At 44.2% G+C, this 16,045-nt stretch carries 15 protein-coding genes and 3 pseudogenes; 11 read left to right on the forward strand and 7 right to left on the reverse strand.

Annotated elements, in window-relative coordinates; all coding sequences use genetic code 11:
- From EWV66_RS21180 to EWV66_RS24500, 3 genes and pseudogenes are all read left to right on the forward strand, one after another.
- Positions 1–112 (forward strand): annotated as a pseudogene (locus EWV66_RS21180) (IS630 family transposase); the annotation flags it as partial.
- 15 nt (positions 113–127) lie between these two features.
- The gene (locus EWV66_RS21185; protein WP_287108577.1) at positions 128–751 is read left to right on the forward strand and encodes a hypothetical protein; all 624 of its coding nucleotides are present in this window, start codon (positions 128–130) and stop codon (positions 749–751) included.
- A 12-nt stretch (positions 752–763) separates the two neighbouring features.
- Positions 764–1,000 carry a PEP-CTERM sorting domain-containing protein gene (locus EWV66_RS24500; RefSeq protein WP_502705678.1) on the forward strand — a complete coding sequence of 79 codons (237 nt, stop codon included), beginning with the start codon at positions 764–766 and terminating at the stop codon, positions 998–1,000.
- Positions 1,001–1,034: 34 nt separating this feature from the next.
- Here the strand turns inward: EWV66_RS24500 and EWV66_RS21195 are convergent, their stop codons facing one another.
- Together EWV66_RS21195 and EWV66_RS21200 are read right to left on the reverse strand one after the other, a co-directional pair.
- Positions 1,035–1,544 (reverse strand): PIN domain-containing protein, encoded by a 510-nt coding sequence (locus tag EWV66_RS21195; RefSeq protein ID WP_287108579.1) that lies wholly within the window; start codon positions 1,542–1,544, stop codon positions 1,035–1,037.
- Positions 1,541–1,786, reverse strand: coding sequence for a UPF0175 family protein (locus EWV66_RS21200; protein WP_002748168.1), 246 nt, complete (start codon positions 1,784–1,786; stop codon positions 1,541–1,543). Before EWV66_RS21200 ends, EWV66_RS21195 begins: the two co-directional genes overlap by 4 nt.
- A gap of 375 nt (positions 1,787–2,161) precedes the next feature.
- Between EWV66_RS21200 and EWV66_RS21205 the strand changes: the two genes are divergently transcribed.
- The 5 genes and pseudogenes from EWV66_RS21205 to crtD all read left to right on the forward strand — a co-directional run bounded on the left by EWV66_RS21205 (position 2,162) and on the right by crtD (position 6,346).
- Positions 2,162–2,407, forward strand: coding sequence for a UPF0175 family protein (locus EWV66_RS21205; protein WP_012264092.1), 246 nt, complete (start codon positions 2,162–2,164; stop codon positions 2,405–2,407).
- Positions 2,404–2,547: pseudogene (locus EWV66_RS21210) on the forward strand (PIN domain-containing protein); the annotation flags it as partial. The gene EWV66_RS21205 and the pseudogene EWV66_RS21210, both read left to right, overlap by 4 nt.
- Positions 2,548–3,049: 502 nt before the next feature.
- Positions 3,050–3,760 carry a superoxide dismutase gene (locus tag EWV66_RS21215; protein WP_052275854.1) on the forward strand — a complete coding sequence of 237 codons (711 nt, stop codon included), beginning with the start codon at positions 3,050–3,052 and terminating at the stop codon, positions 3,758–3,760.
- 2 nt (positions 3,761–3,762) lie between these two features.
- Positions 3,763–4,680, forward strand: coding sequence for a homoserine kinase (gene thrB, locus EWV66_RS21220; RefSeq protein ID WP_052275855.1), 918 nt, complete (start codon positions 3,763–3,765; stop codon positions 4,678–4,680).
- 157 nt (positions 4,681–4,837) lie between these two features.
- Positions 4,838–6,346 carry a C-3',4' desaturase CrtD gene (gene crtD, locus EWV66_RS21225; protein WP_052275856.1) on the forward strand — a complete coding sequence of 503 codons (1,509 nt, stop codon included), beginning with the start codon at positions 4,838–4,840 and terminating at the stop codon, positions 6,344–6,346.
- A gap of 128 nt (positions 6,347–6,474) precedes the next feature.
- On the opposite strand, the gene EWV66_RS21230 is transcribed toward crtD, so the two are convergent.
- Positions 6,475–7,812, reverse strand: coding sequence for a histidine phosphatase family protein (locus tag EWV66_RS21230; protein WP_052275857.1), 1,338 nt, complete (start codon positions 7,810–7,812; stop codon positions 6,475–6,477).
- A 587-nt stretch (positions 7,813–8,399) separates the two neighbouring features.
- On the opposite strand from EWV66_RS21230, the gene EWV66_RS21235 reads away from it, so the two are divergent.
- Positions 8,400–9,644, forward strand: a complete 1,245-nt coding sequence (locus EWV66_RS21235) for a DUF4912 domain-containing protein (RefSeq protein WP_052275858.1) — start codon at positions 8,400–8,402, stop codon at positions 9,642–9,644.
- A 97-nt stretch (positions 9,645–9,741) separates the two neighbouring features.
- Here EWV66_RS21235 and EWV66_RS21240 read toward each other — a convergent pair whose 3' ends face one another.
- The 4 genes from EWV66_RS21240 to EWV66_RS21255 form a co-directional block, all read right to left on the reverse strand.
- Entirely contained in the window at positions 9,742–11,394 is a 1,653-nt protein-coding gene (locus EWV66_RS21240; protein WP_052275859.1) for an acetolactate synthase large subunit, read from the reverse strand.
- 219 nt (positions 11,395–11,613) lie between these two features.
- Positions 11,614–12,093, reverse strand: a complete 480-nt coding sequence (locus EWV66_RS21245; protein ID WP_041804515.1) for a hypothetical protein — start codon at positions 12,091–12,093, stop codon at positions 11,614–11,616.
- Between the two features lie 1,079 nt (positions 12,094–13,172).
- Positions 13,173–13,898: a choice-of-anchor K domain-containing protein gene (locus EWV66_RS21250; protein WP_287108582.1), complete on the reverse strand. Its 726-nt coding sequence runs from the start codon at positions 13,896–13,898 to the stop codon at positions 13,173–13,175.
- 288 nt (positions 13,899–14,186) lie between these two features.
- On the reverse strand, positions 14,187–14,861 hold the full coding sequence (locus tag EWV66_RS21255; RefSeq protein WP_052275861.1) for a TIGR04283 family arsenosugar biosynthesis glycosyltransferase: 675 nt from the start codon (positions 14,859–14,861) through the stop codon (positions 14,187–14,189).
- A gap of 379 nt (positions 14,862–15,240) precedes the next feature.
- On the opposite strand from EWV66_RS21255, the pseudogene EWV66_RS21260 reads away from it, so the two are divergent.
- Both EWV66_RS21260 and EWV66_RS21265 read left to right on the forward strand, forming a co-directional pair.
- Positions 15,241–15,486, forward strand: a pseudogene (locus EWV66_RS21260) (CoA-binding protein); the annotation flags it as partial.
- Positions 15,487–15,578: 92 nt separating this feature from the next.
- Positions 15,579–16,045 (forward strand): RNA-guided endonuclease InsQ/TnpB family protein (locus EWV66_RS21265; RefSeq protein ID WP_287116033.1); only part of this gene is annotated, 467 nt, incomplete at its 3' end.

Consider the following 16,045-nt stretch of genomic DNA (forward strand, 5'->3'; position numbering starts at 1 on the left):
AGCTATTTATGAATGTCTGAATGATGCCCATCTGAAACATAAAAAAGAACTGGATTCCTTGCTGACTCTACGATTTCAGAAGTTTAATAAATCTCAGATTATGAACGTCTAAAGTATAGAGACCTGCATGCCAGCGCAAGCAGCGCCCGTCCTCTACTCAGGGTCGGACAACAACGTCAGTTCGCTGGCACAGATGGTTAATTCCCTTGCGGCGGCTGCGGCTTTTGATTCTGTGGCTGGTGCCATTTCCATCGTTGACTTTGAGTCAGCGTTGCCCCCCAACGTGACCATTACCGGCGGCAGCACAACCAACAACTCAGGCTGCGGTGCGTTATGCGGGTTCAATACTACCCCTGGCGGTGCTTTCTTCAGGCTTCTCGAAGGTGGTTCGGTGACATTCAGCTTCACCAACCCAGTGGATTCGTTTGGCTTCTATGTAAATGGCTTGCAAACGAATCTCGTACCGCAGCAAACCATCGTGTACACGGATGGATCATCAGTTACTACAACGCTCAATATGCCGCCTGCCATTAATGGGGGCGGCGCATTCTTCGGCTTCATCGATTTTGGGAACCAGATTTCCAGCATCACGTTCAACGGCACCAACGACATTCTGGGCTTTGACGATTTGCGATTCGGTAATGCGAAGAATAACCCTAACCCGAATATTCCCGAGCCAAGAGCTATCGGCGGACTATTGGGATTTGGTCTCTTGGGTTTTTGGAGGGTTGCAAAAAAGCGTCACGGGTAACGTAGGCTTCTAGTGGAAGTTTTAGGAAGATTTGTTTCACTTCAGTTGGCAGGTTTTGGAAATGCTATATCAGGAGGTTTTGTTTATCCAACCATCGATCCTATTCCGACTGCTCCTGCTGTTGCCGTTCCTGAATCTGGAAATATAGCTGGCTTACTTGCGATTAGTATTGTGGGTGCAGCTTCAACCCTCAAGCGCAAACTAAAACCCCCTAAATCCACCGAAAAAGAAACCACAAAAGTAGGCTAAATTGCCTCTAAAAATACCATCAATGCCCCTTCAATCAATCTTGAGGGGGTTTATTTTTTTCTTCATCAACAATCTGTAAAACACTGCTGTATAAAGGTGCAGCCACCCAAAATCCTGCTTGATCAATCAAAGCGTCTAGTAGGGGTTTCACCTCAGAGATTAACCCTCGATTCTTCGCCTCAACTAAAATGCCCAGAATTCCTGTGTATCGAAGATTAAGTCTAGCAGCAATTCTACGACCAAGACGCTCATCAATCAAAACTTGATCTGCTCCCAACTCAAGTGCTAAAGCAATAGCCTCAGCTTCTCCCTTATCTAGTTCATCTGCAAGAGCTTCAATCACTGTGCGGTTAGTTACCGTTCGAGTTTGAATCCAATCTAAGGTTTGTACCTCTATTGAACCTGCTACCGGAAAATCAGGATCAGTTAATTCTCGATAAACCGCTTCGGGAATAAAAACTATTTCGTAAAGTTGTTGTAGCAGATGAAGTTGATTAATGGCGGCAAGATTGTTGATAGGGGATGTATCACTGACAACAATCACAATCTTCCCATCTCCCGCAAGTTCTTAATATCCTGTTCAAAATCTTCGACATCGTAGTGTACCGGAATTTGACGACTTGCAAGTAGGTGTTGAAAAGCAATACGATTCATTCCTGCAAATCGACTCGCTTGAGCAAGGGTGAGCTTCTCTTTTTGAAAGAGCATGACCGCAATTTCCTGCCTCATCTCAGCTTCAGTCATGCGTGTTGCACTGAGAATTTCATCGGAGATATCAATACTCATGGCTATAACCCTATCTATCCCTTCCTATTGGAATGATATCATAACCCCCTTCATTTAGTCAGTTGAGCGGGTTTATTTTTTGCGTCTCTTCTCCTTACACATTTTACACATTAAGAATCGGTGGGTCTATTGAGTTACCAAAGCCAATAGAAGAGGCTTTATTATCAGTTGCTAAACCCCTCCCAATCCATTGAAAAAGAAACCACAAAAGTAGGCTAAATTGCCTCTAAAAATACCATAAATGCCCCTTCATTCAATCTTGAGGGGGTTTTGTTTTTTTGCTCGTGTTTCCAATCATTAATTTTTATTAATTAATTGCTCGTAAGTAGTTTTTGTGATACAATAATGGCTCTCAGTTTAATATCGTAAAATTCAATGACTATTGTGATTCCCAACGAAATTATACAAGCAACAGGAAAAAACGAGCAACTGTTGCGACTAGAACTGGCAATCATTATGTTTAGAGATTATCATATCAGTAGCGCAAAAGCAGCTGATTTTGCCAACTTATCTTTAATTGAATTTCGTCAAGAAATCGCCAAGAGGAATATTTGCGTAAATTATGATAGTGTAGATTGGCAACAAGAATTAGAAACCTTAAAAACTTTAGGTGATCTGTGATTGTTGTTAGTAACACCTCTCCTATTACCAGTTTAGCTGCTATCGGCTATCTTAACTTGCTCCATGATATTTATGGAACAATTATTATTCCAGTAGCTGTTTATGAAGAAATGACAGGATTAGGTTATGCTGTACCAGGTAAGTACCTAGGCAAAATTATTTACACATGACGATCATTGCCCCGTAAGGGTTTTAGCTCGATCGGGCAGGTAATTAATTTTGCATGACTACTTACTATTTAGGATTGTTTTGAGGTTTATCTGGCTTATTTTCTCTTTTAGGACTCAATTCGGCTCTTCTGGTTTCTGTGTGTAAACGAGGTCTATACTGATAGTTTCTTCTTTCAAAATAGTCCTAAAAGTCTTGCCCAGTAAGCATTTAACCTTACATAAGCAAAAATTATCACACGATAAATTGACAAGTGTGGGGATGGGATTTTTTTCCTCCCCACTTCAAGAAAAACGCGCTCTAGAAACCTTCCAAATTTAACTCTTAATTTTAGGTAAACAATTTTTTTAAAATTCCCCGGCAATTACTCAAAAAATTTGACATCTTAGAGCGGACAGGTAAAAATTAAAACTTTTCTCTGCCAAGGCACCGATCGATAGGATAATTAATAATCGGAACATCTGCTCTGAGAATATGTCTCTTGATCGCCGTCAATTTCTTTATCTTTTAGGTGCTACCCTTGGCACAGCCACTCTTGTCGGTTTTAACCGTGCCGCTTTTGCCGCTACTGGTCCCTATGGTCTTATCGCCCTACCCTATGGCTATGATGCCCTAGAACCTTATATCGATAAGGAAACGATGCAATTTCATCACGATAAACACCATGCAGCCTACGTTAATAATCTCAACACGGCAGTGGCAAAATATCCAGAATTGCAGAAAAAAACAGTAGTAGAATTAATTAAAAATCTTGACTCTTTACCCGCCGATCTTCGCATCACTATCCGCAATAATGGCGGCGGCGATCTTAATCATACGATGTTTTGGCAGATTATGTCCCCCGATGGCGGTGGCGAACCAACAGGAGAAATAGGAGCGGCAATAATCGCTAAATTTGGCAGTTTCGAGGAATTTAAAAACGCTTTCAACCAAGCAGGTACTAAACTTTTTGGTAGTGGTTGGACATGGTTGGTTTTAAATAAGTCAGGACAACTGGAAATTATCAGCACTGCTAACCAAGATAGCCCCCTAATGATGGGATTACAGCCAATTATGGGCAATGATGTCTGGGAACACGCCTATTACTTAAAATACCGTAATCAACGGGCTGAGTATTTAAAACAGTGGTGGAATGTGGTTAACTGGGAGGAGGTAAATCGCCGCTATGTTCAGGCAAAAGCTTAACGATGACAACTTTTACGGTAACAGTTCCCGCTACCACTGCTAATATTGGGCCCGGCTTCGATTGTCTCGGAGCGGCCTTAACCCTATATAATCAGTTTACTTTTACCCTGCTGCCAGCAACGACAGCTAACCCTGTCAGCATTATTGTCAAGGGAACTGAATCAGCTAAAGTTAGCCAAGGTGCTGATAATTTAATCTACAGTTCTTTTTTGCAAGTTTATCAAAAAATAGGACAGAATCCGCCCCCTATCGCCATCGAGATCGGTTTAGGGGTTCCTCTGGCTAGAGGTTTAGGTAGTTCTGCGACTGCTATTATCGGTGGGTTAGTGGCTGCCAATCAATGTGCGGGAAATCCTTTATCTCTGGGGGAAATCGAAGCATTAGCGATCGCTTTGGAGGGCCATCCAGATAATGTGGTGCCGGCTTTGCGGGGCAACTGTCAGCTATCGGCAGGATATAGCACAGATTGGGCTATTTGTCAAGTATTTTGGCAAAAAAATCTCATTCCCGTCTTGGCGATTCCCGATTTTGAACTGGCTACGGCAAAAGCTAGGGCGGTTTTACCGGAAAAAATTAGCCGTCAGGAGGCTATTTTCAATATTTCCCGCTTGGGTTTATTATTGCGGGGATTGGAGACGGGTAACGGCGATTGGCTGAGAATTGCCCTAGAGGATAAACTGCATCAACCCTATCGCCAATCTTTGATCCCGGGTTACGAAAAGGTGAAAAAAGCCGCCATTAATGGGGGTGCTTACGGGATGGTAATTAGTGGCGCAGGTCCCACCCTATTAGCTTTAACTAACCCCGACAATGCCCAAAAAACAGCCACAGAGATGACAAATGCTTGGAAGGAAGTGGGGATTAACTCCAGTGCCAAAATTTTGGCTTTAGATACCCTAGGGGCGCAAGTAAACTGTTAAGCATCCAATTTACTTGTTAAGAGTCCATGGCAGATTGGTTGGGGTGTGGGGAAGTGGGGTGTGGGGAAGTGGGGAGCTTTTCAGTGAACAGTAATCAGTAATCAGTGAAAAGACAGCAGTGTTAGGATAAAAATAGATATAAATAATTGTTAAGAAAATGACGCGAATTACCGTTATTGGTGCAGGGATTGGCGGACTAACGGCGGCGGCATTATTGGCGCGTCGAGGTTATCAAGTCACAGTATATGATCAGGCGCTCGTCCCCGGGGGTTGTGCCTCGACTTTTTCCCGTCGGGGTTTTACTTTTGACGTGGGGGCAACTCAAGTGGCAGGATTAGAAGTAGGGGGCATTCATCAGCGCATTTTTGCCGAATTAGGGATAGATTTACCCGATTCTGTCCCCTGCGATCCCGCCTGTGCAGTTTTTCTGCCGGGGGAAACCACTGCGATTAACGTCTGGCGCGATCGGCAAAAGTGGCAAGAGGAAAGACAAAAACAATTTCCGGGCAGCGAACCTTTTTGGCAATTATTACAAAAACTCTTTCAAGCAAGTTGGCGTTTTCAAAGTCGCGATCCAGTTTTACCCCCGCGCAACTGGTGGGATTTAGGGCAATTAATCGCCGCTTTGCGTTTAGATACTGCCATTACCTTCCCTTTTACTTTGATGACTGTGGGGGATGCTCTGCGATTATACGGCTTAGAGAGGGATAAACGCCTAAAAACCTTTCTTGATCTCCAGTTAAAGCTTTATTCCCAAGTTACTGCCGATGAAACCGCTTTACTTTATGCCGCCACCGCTTTAGCAGTTTCTCAGTCTCCCCAAGGTTTATCCCACCTTCAGGGTAGTATGCAAGTATTAAGCGATCGCCTAGTAGCAGCTTTGGAAAAATACGGCGGTAAATTGCAAATGCGCCACACAGTGGAAAAAATACTGACAGAAAAGGGAAAAGCCACGGGAATTATCGTCAGAAATCAAAAAAATGACCAAATAAATTCAGAAATGGCCGATGAAATTGTCGCTAATATCCCGATCCAAAATTTACCACAATTAATCGATCGCGAAGCCATTCCCAGTCTTTATCACCAGAGAATCGAAAAACTTCCCCCCGCATCCGCTGCTTTTGTGGTTTACTTAGGAGTCGATCGCGCTGCTATTCCCCCCGATTGTCCCCCCCATTTGCAATTCCTCTACGATTACGATGGCATAATCGGCGAAAATAACTCTTTGTTTGTTTCCGTGAGTAAAGAAGGGGATGGCCGCGCTCCAGTGGGAAAAGCGACGATTATTGCTTCTTCCTTCACCGATACCAGTCTTTGGTGGCGAAAAGGAGCAGATAATTATCAGCAATTAAAAGCAGCATACACCCAAGAGGCGATCAAGCGTCTCGGTAATTATTTCCATCTTAGCCCTGATCACATCGTTCATATCGAATCAGCTACACCTCGTACTTTTGAACGGTTTACGGGGCGAAATCAGGGCATTGTCGGCGGTATTGGTCAAAGATTGTCCACTTTTGGCCCTTTTGGCGTAGCGACGCGCACTCCGATCCCCCATCTTTGGTTAGTGGGAGATTCCACCCATCCGGGAGAAGGCACTGCCGGAGTCAGCTATTCGGCACTCACGGTAGTTAGACAGATTGAGAATAAATTATTGGCTTCTAGTTAGCCGTAATTATGAATTATGAATTGGGAAGAATAAATAAAAGCAATCTTCTGAATACTGAATACTGAATAATGATAACTGATAACTGTTAACTTACCCACTGATAACTGATAACTGATCACTGATAACTGTTATAAAGCACCAGCTGCCGTGCGATCGAGTATTCCTGATCCTAGATGATAGGTAATATTAATTGCTTGTAGGACTGGTTGAGAGTCAACTCCTTTGGGATAATCGATGACACTAACCGCACCATTTCCCTGTTTAATATTCCAGAAATTGGCGGGTTTTAAACCCAATAAATAACAAAGAATCACCTTATTAATGGCATCGTGAGCTACCACCATAATTGTCTTAGGACTATCGCTATTACTATAGGTTTTAACGATTTGCCGCCAACAAGCGATCGCTCGATCCCAAACTTCCTGTAAATTCTCCCCTTCCGGCATTTGCACGGTTTCCGGGGCATTTTTCCAGTCTTCTAACATCCCGGGGAAACTCGCTTCAATTTCCTCCTCTAATTTACCTTCCCAAAGTCCGTGACAGATTTCTGTCAGATCCCCTTGGGTATCTAAGGTGATATCGGGGTGATATTGCAGGATAATTTGGGCAGTTTCCTTGGGACGGGACAAAGGACTGGTGACAGCGTGATCGATCGCCGTTTCTCGCAGAAATTCGGCGGCTTTCTCAGCTTGAGCTTTGCCATTATCATTGAGAGGAATATCGCGCACCCCTTGAAAACGTTTATCCCGATTCCATTGGGTTTCTCCGTGACGCACAAGCAGCAGCCTAGAACCTTGGAAAGGAGGACGCGGTGGGGGTAAAGCTATCCCTAGGTGTGCCGTTTGATTGAGGGATTCCACCTGGACAGGATCACCAAAATTACCCGTAAAATTGAGAACATTAACGCAACAGTTAGATTGTTGTAGGGAATGGTATAAGGAAACCGGAATACCGATGGCACTGAGGATTAAACAGCGATTAATACCGTTATGGGCAACAATTAGTATAGTTTGTCCCTCGTGTTGGGGAATAATTTCTCGCCAAAAATCCTGCGCTTGTTGATAGAGGGAGAGAACGGGGTAATGTTCTTGACCATCGGGCAGTATCATCTTGAATTCGTGAGGTTTTTGGTGCCAATCCCGATATTCTTGGGGGTATTGAGCTTTTACCTCCTCTTTGACCATATTTTCCCAGATAGGCAGATCGATTTCTAGTAACTGCGAAGTGGGTTGAATGACGGGAGAGTGATTTAAACGAGACTGAATCACCTCAGCAGTAGATTTGGCTCTTTGGAGAGGACTACAGTAAAAAGCGGCGATATCGATTTGACTGAGGGCATTTCCTACTTTTTCCGCGTCCAGATGCCCTTTTTCCGTCAAAACCGAGCCATCACTGCGACCTTGTATTTTCTGCTCTGCGTTATAACTGCTTTGTCCATGACGAACAATAATCACACGAGTAGCCAAGCGGTTCAGTCTCCTTAACTAAAAGTCTCAATATCAGATTACAGGCGATCGGGATCGGAGTACAGTCTCGTTAGGGGATAGGGATTAGGGGAAGTGGGGAGGCTCTTCTGGTTTCTGTGTGTAAACGAGGTCTATACTGATAGTTTCTTCTTTCAAAATAGTCCTAAAAGTCTTGCCCAGTAAGCATTTAACCTTACATAAGCAAAAATTATCACACAGGGAAGTGGGGAAGTGGGGAAGTGGGGGAGTGGGGAAGTGGGGGAATTTCAACTAAAACCCCAACACCCTAAAACCCCAACACCCTAAAACCCCAACAGCCAATAAGAATATCAAAACTTCCTGATATAACAATCTCTTTGGGATCAAGGGTTTGGCGGTTTTATCAAGAAACCATGACAATGTACTTGGTCAAAATCGGAATCTTGCTGTTTAATAGGTATTTATAACAAGCGATTCCCTTGATCCCCATCGAGTGGATCTCTCGTTCACAAAGCAATCGATGAGTAGTTAGAAGGATTACCCAGATCACTGCTTTTGCAAATGCCCAAAAACATTTGCCGTCGTAACTAATCGGAGAGCGTCAACTCATGGTTCCAGAATACCCCCCCTTAGATGAGATGACCTTGCGGCAACTACGACGAGTTGCCAGTCAATACAGCATCTCTCGTTACAGTCGGATGCGGAAAACGCAGTTAATCGAGTCAATTACCCAAGCTATGGGAGTAAGCGGCAATTTTAAATCTATTATTAAAGAGGAAAAACCAGTGGAAGCAGCAAAATTTGAATTAGGTCAAGCTAACCCGATCGAAGATATACTAGGTTCAGTGGATGATGGTTTAGGAGATCTGCCCGGTGGCTACGGTGAAAACCGCATTACCCTCCTACCTCGCGATCCTCAGTGGGCCTATGCTTACTGGGATATCCCCAACGAATCGAAAGAAGATCTACGTCGTCAAGGGGGACAACAGTTAGCCCTGCGTCTTTATGATGTCACCGATATCGATCTCAATAGCCAAGGCGCCCACAGTGTCCAAGAATATCTCTGTGATGAATTAGCCCGGGAATGGTATTTACCAATTCCAGTCAGCGATCGAGATTATGTTATCGATATCGGTTATCGTTGTGCTGATGGTCGTTGGTTAGTTTTGGCCCGTTCTCCTTTAGTGCGGATTCCTCCCGTCTATCCTTCCGACTGGATTGAAGATATTTTTGTCACCGTTAACTGGGAAGAAGAACTGGTGGGTAAAACTGTTTACGAACTCGTTCCCCCCAGCAAACGCTACGACAGCAGCACCGGAACCACTGGAAGCCCTATCTACGACCAAATTTTCGAGAGTGTCGGCGATATCGAGGCCCTACGGGTGGCCGGTTCCTTGTTTGGTTCCATGCAGCACGTCGCTGGTTCCGTACCGATGTCGGAAGTGATCAGTTCTTATGTATTCCCCTCTGGGGTTGGTATGTGGGCAGTTCCCACGGTATCGGGACTAACCGCTTCCGGTATCGGGATGACTGCTTCTGGTATCGGTATGGGTGCTTCGGAAACCCTACAACGTCCGCGCAAATTCTGGTTAGTTGCCGATGCCGAATTAATCGTCTATGGTGCCACCGAACCCGATGCCACCGTAACTATCGGTGGTCGTCCGATTAAACTCAATCCCGATGGCACTTTCCGCTATCAGATGTCCTTCCAAGATGGTTTAATCGATTATCCGATTATGGCCGTGGCCGCCGATGGGGAACAAAATCGTTCTATCCACATGAAATTTACCCGGGAAACTCCCTCTCGCAATACCAACACTAAAGATGAGGCGGTTCTAGAATGGTTATTCTAGATCGGGTTTTCTAACGTTACCAAAGCCAACCTAATTACCTCCCCCTAACTGAGATTTAGTTAGGGGATTTTTTGGGGATTGTCAACGCTATCAACTTCTATTCCCAAATCTGACAGCTTAAATCGCCCGATTTTTGGGAAAGACGCAGATTTTCACCGTAATCGACGGGAACATCGATCACCGCAGGGACATCTTGCTGGAAAGCATCCTCTAGTATTGGGATCAAATCCTGAGCAGATTCCACCCGATAGCCTTTTAATCCCATACTTTCGGCAAATTTAACAAAATCGGGATTACCAAACTTAATAAAAGAAGAGGTCCCAAAATGATTAAACTGCTTCCATTCGATTAAACCGTAACCGCCATCATTAAAGATGAGAGTGACGAAGGGAGTTCCCACCCGCAAAGCTGTCTCCAATTCCTGACAATTCATCATAAAACCGCCGTCTCCCGTCACCGCCACAATGCGCTTATCGGGATGAACTAACTTAGCGGCGATCGCACCAGGGATAGCAATACCCATAGCGGCGAAACCGTTAGAAATAATGCAAGTATTAGGACAATCGGAGTGATAATGGCGGGCCATCCACATTTTATGAGCGCCCACGTCAGAAATGGCGATATCTTCTGGTCCCATCACCTGACGCAGATCGTAGATCAATTTTTGTGGCTTGATCGGAAAACCCGTATCATTGGCATAGGTTTCGTAATCGGCCCGAATTTCCGTCTTTAATCCCGCAGTGACAGGAGTTGGTTTATTCTGGCGATCAGCCCGTTTGAGGATATCGATGAGAGAATCGGTGATATCACCCACCACTTCCACCACCGGGGCATAACTGCTGTCAATTTCCGCCGGAGTCATGCCGATGTGAATAATCGGTAATTTCCCGTCTGGATTCCATTTTTTCGGGGAATACTCGATTAAATCGTAACCAACAGCGATAATTAAATCACTGCGCTCAAAAGCACAACTAATCAAATCCCGTTGCTGTAATCCTACCGCCCAAAGAGCCAGAGGATGGGTATAGGGAATCACCCCCTTACCCATAAAAGTGTTAGCCACAGGGATATTCAAGGCCGTGGCGAATTCCGTTAAAGCCTCACTAGCATTAGCGCGAATTGCCCCATTTCCCGCCAAAATCAAGGGATTTTTCGCTTTAGAAATCACCGCCGCCGCCATGTTCAAAGTCCGATAGGAAGCGTAAACTTTTTCCTGACTATCGAGGGGCAAAGGACTACCATCGGCAGCCATAGCGGCGATATTTTCAGGAAGATCGATATGAACTGCCCCCGGTTTCTCACTTTGGGCGGTTTTAAAGGCTCTCCGTACCACTTCTGGGGTGATACCCGGCCGCACGATTTGTTTATTCCATTTCGTCACCGGGGCGAACATGGCCACCAGATCCAGGTATTGATGGGATTCAATGTGCATCCGATCGGTTCCCACCTGGCCAGTGATAGCCACCAAGGGCGCCCCATCGAGGTTAGCATCGGCTACCCCTGTCATTAGGTTAGTCGCCCCCGGTCCTAAGGTGGAGAGACAAACCCCCGCTTTTCCCGTTAAGCGTCCATAGACATCGGCCATAAAAGCGGCGCCCTGTTCGTGACGGGTGGTGATAAATTTGATCGAGGAGTTTTTTAGGGCTTCCAAAACATCGAGGTTTTCTTCCCCGGGTAGCCCAAAAATATACTCGACCCCTTCATTCTCTAGACATTTAACTAGAAGTTCGGCTGTGTTTAATTCCCCCATAGTTCCCTCCTGTAGAGCTTACTTCATCAGTAAAGTCTCTAGAGATAGTTCATCCCGGCGGATTGAGGTTGTTGCGCTCAACTCGTCGGGATGATATCAGTAGACTATATGTACCAATGTAGCTGACTAAAATTTTGTTTAAGTCTATCCATATACCATTGTGACTTAAATCTTGACCCTTGGCAGATTATTTATTAGCACAATTGGGGAGAATTTTTTTTAGGCCGTTAATTCTTCGGCGGCGTGAGCTAGTTGGGCGGCGACTTTGGCTAAATAGGGACGACTTAACCACCAGATAAAGGGGGACAGCCAACCCCGCAGGGTGACAGAATAGGAAATATAACTACCACAGAGGGTTGATTCCACTTGGTAGGTCATTTTCTGTTCCATGCCGGGGATAGCGAGAACTCTGAGGCTGAGAAGTTCCCCGGGACGGACATTTTCCACGAAAACCCGGATAGGAATGGGAGTCAGACGGGTGACAGCTTGATAGATTAACCCCGGTTTAGCGATTAAACCCAAGGGAACATCAGCCTTGGCAATCAAAGGATGCCAAGAGACATCGGCCACATTGATTAATTTTTGCCAGAGGACATCGACGGGGGCGGTACTGACCACCCGATAGGTTTTGTAGAGTGAAAACTTACAGAATAGTCTGCCTTTGGCCGCTACAATCCTTAGGGAAAAATTGAGAATCACCGATCGCCCCCCGCAAAAATAATCCAGGTAATCTTCTATTTTGACATACCCCACGCCGTAAACGGACGTGGATTCTTCTAGCATCACTGCTGTGAATTTATGGCTCAACGAGTCCACTTGAATTAGATTCCTGGCGAAATCCCACCTCTGGGTGGTTCTCTCCTCAGACTTTCGCTCCCTTACAGAAGCCTGTTTTCGGGGTCCCCTACGATACGGTTCAAAACCTCTAAAATACTTGGTTTCTCTGGTACTTGGTGCTGAGAATTTTACCTATAGGAGCATTCCCCTATAGAACCCCATAACTCTAGTTTTCAAGGTGCGTTCATCGGTTGATGACTGGGTTTTTTAAGCGGTTGCTTACCCAGCCTCCTATTCTTAATATCATACATCCTATAAAGTCGCCCTCAAAGGGCGAGGCTTTCAACCCAATTTTTCGGTAAAAAATAAATGGCTTTCCGGCAGTGTGCGCTTTTGATAATTTTCAATTATATGAATAGATTGATAAAGCTTGTTCTCAAGCCGCTAAAAGCCTATCAGTTCTTTGTGTGATCAGTTTAACTTACTATAGAAGCGATCAATCTTTGTGTCCTCTGTGTCTGGAGTGGTTCCTTCCACTCCCTCGCCAGCAGGACTGTATCTTAGAATACATTTTACCCACCAAACCTAAGATAGCCTGGTTCTTCGGTTTGTGTTATGCGATGGATGGGGTTACAAGGGATGAAAACCCTATATAGAGTTGGCTGAATAAATCTAATTTTTTCGATAAAAGCGGCAGGGTTAAAACCAGCAAGAGTGGCTGTGCCAAGGGTAGCACCTAAAAGATCAAGAAATTGACGGCGATCGAGAGACATATTCTCAGAGCAGATGTTCCGATGATCAATTATCCTATCGATCGGTGCCTTGGCAAAGAAAAGTTTTTATTTTTACCTGTCCGCTATAAGATGTCAAATTTTTTGAGTAATTGCCAGGGAATTTAAAAAAATTTGTTTACTCAAATTAAGAGTTAAATTTGGAAGGTTTCTAGAGCGCGTTTTTCCTCAAGTGGAGATGGAAAAAATCCCATCCCCACACTTGTCAATTTATTTTCGCTGCTTGTTAAATACTGAACCCATCCCCAGTAAACCCAATGCCAATAACCCCAGAATCGAGGAAGGCTCTGGAACCGCTGGAAATGGATCTGGACCGGTACTGGGTGATAAAAATCCTTTGGAAGGATCACCCACGGCTCCAAAACCAACAAGATCGAGGGAATTAAACTGAGTTATAACTTCTACATAGGTCTCTTCTCCTTCTAGTACCCTGAAACTACCGCGATTAGGGAAATCCGTAAAGTAAATGAAATCTGCACTAGCGATAGGATCAGCAACATTTGGGGTGTTCACAATCGTGATTTTTAATGGCAATGTTTGAGTGAAATCTGGGTCGGAGGAAGTGGTGTTGATTATCAGATCAACCCCATCAATCTGAGTGCCTAGAAAAATAGTGCCATTACGGTAATACAAGCGCCCTGCAACAAAGTCTTGACCCTTGGGCTGATCGGTAAAGTCAGAAGGAATAAAGGACAATTGATTGGTAAATGAACCATCTACAGGCGTTCCCCATTCGATGGTGTCGGTTCCGTTGCCCGTGTATACTGAGTCGGGGAGCGTGATGGCGTTGTCAAAATGGCCTGTCACTGTCCCTGTCCCTAAAATTGCTTGGGCGGCTTGGAAAGGGGTTAGGATGGCTAGAGTTGCCCCCGCTACCAACAAGCAATGCTTACCCCCCCCCACCTTTTTGATTACTTTTGTTAATGTTTGCGCCATGGAAACCTCTTCTTTGGTATGGTTTCCTCGATTATATGATTGTATTTTTCAAAAGACTGGTACTGCCTGCTACAAATAAGTAATGCTTACCCCCCCCGCATTCTTGATGATTTTTGTTAATGTTTGCGCCATGGAAACCTCTTCTTTGGCAGGGTTTCTTCGATTGTATAATTGTCTTTGCCTCTCTTGGATATTGGCTGAAAAATGTTCACAATGTCACATTATGGGCGCAAGCGTTGCGCCCCTACATTGCACAATGACCTCAAATACTTTTTCAGCAAGCCTTTATTACCATAAACGATAAAAACTTTTCAACAAACTAGGCGGAATTTTTAGATAATAACCAATAATAACTAATTGATTAACTAAGGTAGTTTTGCCAACTCCTAATGTTTGCCAACGTCTTGCCGAGGTAATCACCGCGGCAGAAAATATGGCTATTTTACCCCTTTTTTTCAATCTTTGTATTAATTCAAAATCTTCCATAATTGGCAACTCAGGAAAACCGCCCAAATCGGCAAAGATTGAGGCTTTTAAAAATATTCCTTGATCTCCGTAGGGAAGAGAAAGCCAGCGAGAACGCCAATTAACTAATTTTTCCACTAAACGCAGGGATTTTTCCTCTCCATCAATTTTTAATTCAAAGGCCCCCGCTACTATTCCAGATTGGGATAAAGTATTGATAATTTGTTCTTGAAATTCCTGGGGGAGTAAAGTATCTCCGTGCAGAAATAATAAAATATCTCCTTTTGCTATTTTGGCTCCTAAATTCATCTGAAATGCACGACCTTTACTAGAAGAAATAATTACCTTCGCTCCCGATTGTTCGGCTATTTCTCTAGTTTTATCGGTACTTCCCCCATCGACAACAATAATTTCTACTCCCGTACCTATCTGTTTTAACGTTGCTGCAATTCTTAACTCCTCATTAAGAGTCGGAATGATAATACTAAGATAATTCATCAGGTTTTAAGGTAACTAAAGTCAGAGAATTTAGGGGGAACCATCGGGTAAATTTTCCCACAGATACCGAGGGATTGATTTCGATTTGTAATAAGTAAGTAGTTCTAATTAAATAGAAGATAGATTTTGCCTCTGATCCCCCCTGCCCCCCTTAATAAGGGGGGTGCCGATAGGCGGGGGGATCCCCCCTGCCCCCCTTGATAAGGGGGGTGTCTGACAACTTTTAACACCTACCTACTTAACTGTTTTTCTGGTAAAAAAGTTAAACATCGCTGCCAGTTATTCAGAGTGGCTAAAGCTGGAGTCAAAAGTCGATACCAAATTAGGTTACACTTCATCTTTATGGAAAGCGAAACTCTGTTCTAAGATAGGTGGGACAATGCCGAATATTAAAGGAGACGATGGTGCGCTCAAAACCATCTTCAGCAATAGTAAAATTATCGCAGTGGTCGGGCATTCCGAGAAATCGAATCGCGCCAGCTATCAGGTGGCCAAATTCCTGCAAGCGGTGGGTTATCGAGTCTATCCTGTCAATCCGATGGTCAAGCAAATTGACGGTCAAAGCTGCTATCCTTCTCTAGAGGCTATCCCTGAACCCGTGGATATTGTTAACGTTTTTCGTCATCGAAAATTTTGGGTCTGAAACCCCGTCGTTCTACGACGGCTTTACTGTTAAATATGAGCATCGTTTACGAAATATATGCTAAAATGTGAGGTATGGAAAAAGCCTATTCTTACCGATTTTACCCCACACCCGAACAAGAGTCGCTATTGCGGCGCACATTGGGCTGTGTAAGATTAGTTTACAATAAAGCTCTCCATCTCAGAACACAAGCTTGGTATGAAAGACAAGAAAGAGTAGGATATACTGAAACTTCTTCAATGTTGACCGAGTGGAAAAAGCAAGAAGAATTAGACTTTCTCAATGAGGTAAGCTGTGTACCCTTACAACAAGGGTTAAGACATTTACAAACAGCTTTCACTAATTTCTTTGCTGGTCGTACTAAGTATCCTAACTTTAAGAAAAAACATCAAGGAGGAAGTGCCGAATTTACCAAATCAGCCTTTAAATTTAAAGACAAACAAATCTATTTAGCCAAATGCACAGAACCTTTACCTATTCGATGGTCAAGACAAATACCAGAAGCTTGTGAACCAAGCACAGTAACAGTCAGATTACATCC

The sequence above is a fragment of the Microcystis sp. M_OC_Ca_00000000_C217Col genome, assembly GCF_007095585.1.
GTDB classification, from domain to species: domain Bacteria; phylum Cyanobacteriota; class Cyanobacteriia; order Cyanobacteriales; family Microcystaceae; genus Microcystis; species Microcystis panniformis.